Raw genomic sequence first — 4,837 nt, 5'->3', positions numbered from 1 at the left:
CGACCTGGACGCCGGCCGCGCCGCCGACTTCGCCGGGCGGCACGGCGCCCGGCTCGGCGTCCGCGCGGCCGTCGCGTCCGACCCGCGCGCCGCCGTCCGGGACGCCGGGATCGTCGTCATGGCGACCTGGGCGCGCCGCCCCATCCTGCACGCCGCCGACGTCGCGCACGGCACGCACCTCACCTCGCTCGGCGCGGACGAGCCCGGCAAGGCCGAGCTGGGCGCCGACCTGCTGGAGGGCGCCCGCGTCGTCGTCGACGACGTCCCGCTCGCCGTCGAGATGGGCGTGCTCGCGGGCGCCGGCCTCGACGTGAAGCACGCCGCCGGGACGCTCCGCGACCTGCTGTGCGGGGAGGTGCCCGGCCGGGTGCGGCGCGCCGAGGTCACCGTCTACGCGCCGGTCGGGCTGCCCTGGCAGGACCTCGCGCTGAGCTGGACGGCCTACCGCGCGGCCCGCGCCGCCGGCGCCGGCGTGGAGTTCGATTTCCTGGCGTGATCAGGTGTGCCCGGCGCATTTCGCGGAATATCCGTCCGTGGATCGATGCAGCCCCTTCTTTACAATGACGCCGTGAATAGTGTTGACTCCTCTGAGTTAGATCATCCGTGCCCCCCGTCAAGGTGACCCATGCGATCTTGTTTTCGCCCCGTCCGAATCCCCGGATTACCCACGCGATCGCCCCCGTGACCTCCACGACCTCGAATGGTGTTCGGTAATGACGTTCTTCCAGGGCCACTGTGGGTGGCTGGCCAATGGAGACGAATATGATTCGCATTCTTCTCGCCGAGGGGGCGCCTCTCCTCCGCGGCGGGTTGGTCGCGTTGCTCGAAGACGTGAAAGACCTCGATGTCGTGGCCGCGATCGGCTCCGGTGAGCAGGTGCTCCGCACCGCGCGCGGGCAGCGGCCCGACGTGGCGCTCATCGACGTCGGGCTCCCCGGACTGGACGGCTTCGCCGCGGCGCGCGCGCTCCGCGAGGCCGTCCCCGAGTGCAGCACCGTCCTCATGGCGGGCCGCTGCCGGACGGGCGACCTGCGCCGGGCGGTCGCCGCGCACGCGTGCGGGCTCGTCCTGAAGGACACCTCGCCCGGCGACCTCGTGGACGCGATCCGGCGGGCCGCGGACGGCGCCCGCGTGATCGACCCCGACATGGCCTTCACCGAGCTGGGCTCGGCGCGGAACCCGCTCACCGACCGGGAGGTGGAGGTGCTCTCCCTCGCGTCACGGGGCGCCTCGGCCGCGCAGATCGCCGAGGACCTCGTCCTGACGATCGGCACCGTCCGCAACCACCTGTCCCGCATCAACCGCAAGATCGGCGCGCAGAACCGGGTGCAGGCCATCCGGATGGCCGAGGACGCCGGCTGGCTGTGAGCCCGCCTCCCAGCGGCCGATGAGGTCCCGGTAGAGCGGGCAGACGGCGGGCAGGTCCGCGTGCCGTCCGAGGTAGGGGCGGGTCCCGTCCAGCACGAGGACGCGGCGCGCGCGCACGGCCGAGCTGATCCGGTGCGCGATGACGATCAGCGTGCCCGGCCGGCGCGCGAACGCCGCCTCCGCCCTTGCCTCGGCGGCGGCGTCCAGCCGGTACGCGGCCTCGTCCAGGATGACGACGGGCTGCGGCGCCAGGTAGGCGCGGCACAGCGCGATGAGCTGCCGCCGCGCCTCGTCCAGCGCGCCCGGCTCGACCTGCGCGCCGTACCCGCCGAGGTCCCGGACGAGCCCCGCCAGCCCGAGCGCGTCCACGGCCCGCCCGACCTCCGCGGGCCCGGCGTCCGGCGCGTAGTAGGCGAGGTTGTCGAGCACCGAGCCGCTGAACACGTACGCCTCCTGCGGGATGAGCACCCGCCTGCCCGGATCGCCCGCCGGGCGCCCCTCCACCAGCACCTCGCCCTCATCGGGCTCCACCAGGCCTGCGATGAGCGCCGCGAGCGTCGACTTCCCGATTCCGCTGGGCCCCACCACCGCCAAATGATCACCCTGCGGCACCACGAGATCGAGACCCTCGATCACCGGCCGCGCACCGTACCCGAACGTCACCCCGCGCAGCTCGACCGCCGGGGCCCCTTCGACCGGCCCCGCCCGCACCGGCTCCGGAACGTCCGGCGCGCTCGTCTCCAGGATGCGGCCCAGCGTCACCGCCAGCCGTAGCCCGCTGCCGCCCATGCCCTGCACGAGCGTCCGCAGCGCGGGCTGCAACCCGTGCAGCACGTACGTCAGCGCGCCGATGACCATGCCGGGCGTGGCGCCGCGCCGCATCAGCCACGGCGCCGCCGCGAGGACGAGCAGCAGCGGCAGCCACCCGCTCACCGCCAGCGACACCGCCCGCAACGCCGCGAACCGCGCCACCGCGCGTCCCGCCGCCGCCTGCGCCTCCACCGCCGCGCCGAGCTCGGCTTTCAGGACCTCCTCGCCGCCGCACGCGACCGCGTCCCGCAGCCCCTCGGCCAGCGCCGCCGTCCGCTCCGCGATCCCCTCCTCACCGACGACGAGCGCCCGCTGCCGGACGGCCGCCGCCCCGAACACGGCCCCGAACAGCAGAAGCCCGACCAACAAAGGCGGCACGACCAGGACCACGACCTCGGGCATCATCGTCAGCAGCCCGAGCAGCGCGGCACCGACCGAGAACACGAACCCGCGCGCCACCACGAGCAGCCCGCCGAACGTGTCCCGGACGATCTCCACCTGATGCGTCAGCCGCGCGACGGCCCCGGTGTCGGGCCGCCCCCGCACCGACCGATGCAACGCCCCACCCGCAACCCGCCGGACGAGGTCATCCCGGAACGGCTCCACGATCGCCGCCAGCGCCGGATACAACCGCCGACTTCCAAAGGCCCCCACAAGGGCCGAAACCGCAAGCACCCCAAGCCAAACGACGGCGTCCCGCGCCCGCCCCGTCCGAAACGCGTCGGTAGCCTCCCCAACGGCCCGCCCGAACACAGCAGTAGGCACAACTTCCACCACCGACCACGCACAAGCCCGCCCAACCACGGCAGGCCGCGCCCGCACAGCCTCCCCGACCGTCCCCCACAAAACCCGCCCGGCTTCCCGTCTCCCGTTCACCCTGCCCCCTCAAAACCGTGCCCTCCGCGCCCCTCACGACTCTTCGCGCGACCGTCGTTCCTGCTGTGCGGGTCGTTGCTTGTGCGGGTGCTGTCGCCACCACGCAATGCTGTGCTTCGACGGCCGTTGCCACGGCTGCGGGGCTTCTCGCCTTCGCCGGTGTCGTTATCGGCGGGATGGTCGTCGTTCTTGCGAAGGCCGTCGTCAGCGGGAGGGGGCTCGTCCTTTGCGGGGGCGGTGAAGATGGCGCGGTAGTCGGGGTTGGTCCAGAGGGTCGTGTGGGGGGCCAGGGCGCGGAGGTGGCCGTTTTCCAGCCAGGCGACCAGGTCCGTGCGGGCGGCGGTGGAGGCTCGGTGGGCGATGATCAGGCGGGTTCGGTCGGCGTAGCGGGTCAGGACGGCGTCGGTGATCTCTACTTCGGTGACGGTGTCGAGGCTGGAGGTGGCGTCGTCCAGGATGAGGATGCGGCCGGCGTGTGCGAAGGCTCGGGCCAGGCCCGTTCGCTGTAGTTCGCCGCCCGACATGGGTGCGTCCGAAAGTGGTGTGTCGTAGCCGTTGGGGAGGCGGCGGATGAAGGTGTCGGCGCGGGCGGCCCGCGCGGATTCGATCAGCTGGGCGTCTGGTGGGTGCGTCGGGCCGAATGCGAGGGCGTCGCGGACGGTCGCGCCGAACAGGGCGGGGCGGGCGAACGCGTAGCCGATCTCGCGGCGGAGCGCCGGGCGGGTTAGGCGGGGGAGTGGTGTGCCGTCCAGGAGGACCTCGCCCTCGCTCCGGATGGTGCCGCCCCACAAGCGGAAAGAGCTGCTGGTCCTCGCCCATGTGATGGTTGCCGAGCCCCTGGCACAGCGTCAGGCAGTTGACCCGCAACTGCGCGCCGACGCCGGCCCCCGACGCCGCGACCTCCCTGCGGATCAGCGCCAGCTCACTGCGGAACGCGTCGTGCACCGCGACGAGCATGGCGCCCATCGACCCCGGCCCGCCGGGCGGCCCGGCCATGACCTGCACCAGAGCGATGACGGGCAGCGTCCGCCCGGACTTGGCCTCGTACTCGCCCCACCCGGGATCGGCCTCGACGGCCCGCGCGAACGCGGCATCCCGCTCGTCCCCCTCCAGGACGACGGCGTCCGCCTCGTACGTGAAGGCCCCGCTCTCCACCGTGACGCGCGGGTTCGCGACCAGGTTGTGGAACCAGGCCGGGTTCTTCGGCGCGCCCCCGGCCGACGCGATGACGAGGACGCGCTCCAGACCGTCCGGCAGGTATCCGAGCGGCGTCGTGTGCGGGGCACCGGACCGCGCCCCGGTCGTGGTCAGCAGGAGCAGCCGCCCGCCCTCGAACGGGCCGCCGACCCGCCCGCCGTTGGCGCGGAACTCCTCGATGACCTGCGTGTTGAAATCCATCTGTCTCCTGAACTGTTTTCGGGCATGGCGAATAAGCCACGGGAATGGCGCGCAGCCGTGGCTTGAGGAATGGTGGTGAGGGCATGCCGAAGACGCGGGCATGCCCGATGGAGTCGCGCGATGCGCGTGAAGTGAAGAGAGAGAACGCGAGTGGAAAAGGCGGGCCGCGTGCCCGCCCCGGCCTCACTCGGAGGCCGGGAACCTCACTCGCTCATGGCCCAAGGCCGACCCGGCAGTCACAAATCGCACATTACTGAACCCGGTACTACATTCGCAGTTCTTGGGGGATGGGATCTCCGCGCTGCCGGTAGTGGCTGATCAGAGCGCGGGTCTGGTGGGTTCGGCGGAACAGTGACCAGTGCAGGACGTGGTCGATGGTGGTGGC

At 72.6% G+C, this 4,837-nt stretch carries 2 protein-coding genes and 3 pseudogenes; 2 read left to right on the top strand and 3 right to left on the bottom strand.

Translation table 11 applies throughout. The features are described from left to right. Positions 1-496, top strand: a pseudogene (locus HUX53_RS11680) (ornithine cyclodeaminase family protein); the annotation flags it as partial. A 254-nt stretch (positions 497-750) separates the two neighbouring features. Further along, a pseudogene (locus HUX53_RS40990) lies at positions 751-1,287 on the top strand (DNA-binding response regulator); the annotation flags it as partial. On the opposite strand, the gene HUX53_RS11675 reads toward HUX53_RS40990, so the two are convergent. The 3 genes and pseudogenes from HUX53_RS11675 to HUX53_RS43005 form a co-directional block, all read right to left on the bottom strand. Then, positions 1,219-2,808, bottom strand: coding sequence for an ABC transporter ATP-binding protein (locus HUX53_RS11675; RefSeq protein ID WP_255205168.1), 1,590 nt, complete (start codon positions 2,806-2,808; stop codon positions 1,219-1,221). The pseudogene HUX53_RS40990 and the gene HUX53_RS11675 overlap by 69 nt on opposite strands. A gap of 242 nt (positions 2,809-3,050) precedes the next feature. Further along, a complete protein-coding gene (locus tag HUX53_RS40985) occupies positions 3,051-3,845 on the bottom strand; it encodes an ABC transporter ATP-binding protein (protein WP_255205167.1) in 795 nt (264 codons plus the stop codon). 274 nt (positions 3,846-4,119) lie between these two features. Beyond that, positions 4,120-4,452, bottom strand: a pseudogene (locus HUX53_RS43005) (nitroreductase/quinone reductase family protein); the annotation flags it as partial. Positions 4,453-4,837: the final 385 nt, after the last annotated feature.

It is taken from the genome of Actinomadura sp. BRA 177, from assembly GCF_013372625.1.
Classification (GTDB): domain Bacteria; phylum Actinomycetota; class Actinomycetes; order Streptosporangiales; family Streptosporangiaceae; genus Spirillospora.
This window is presented reverse-complemented; position numbering and strand designations above follow the sequence as displayed.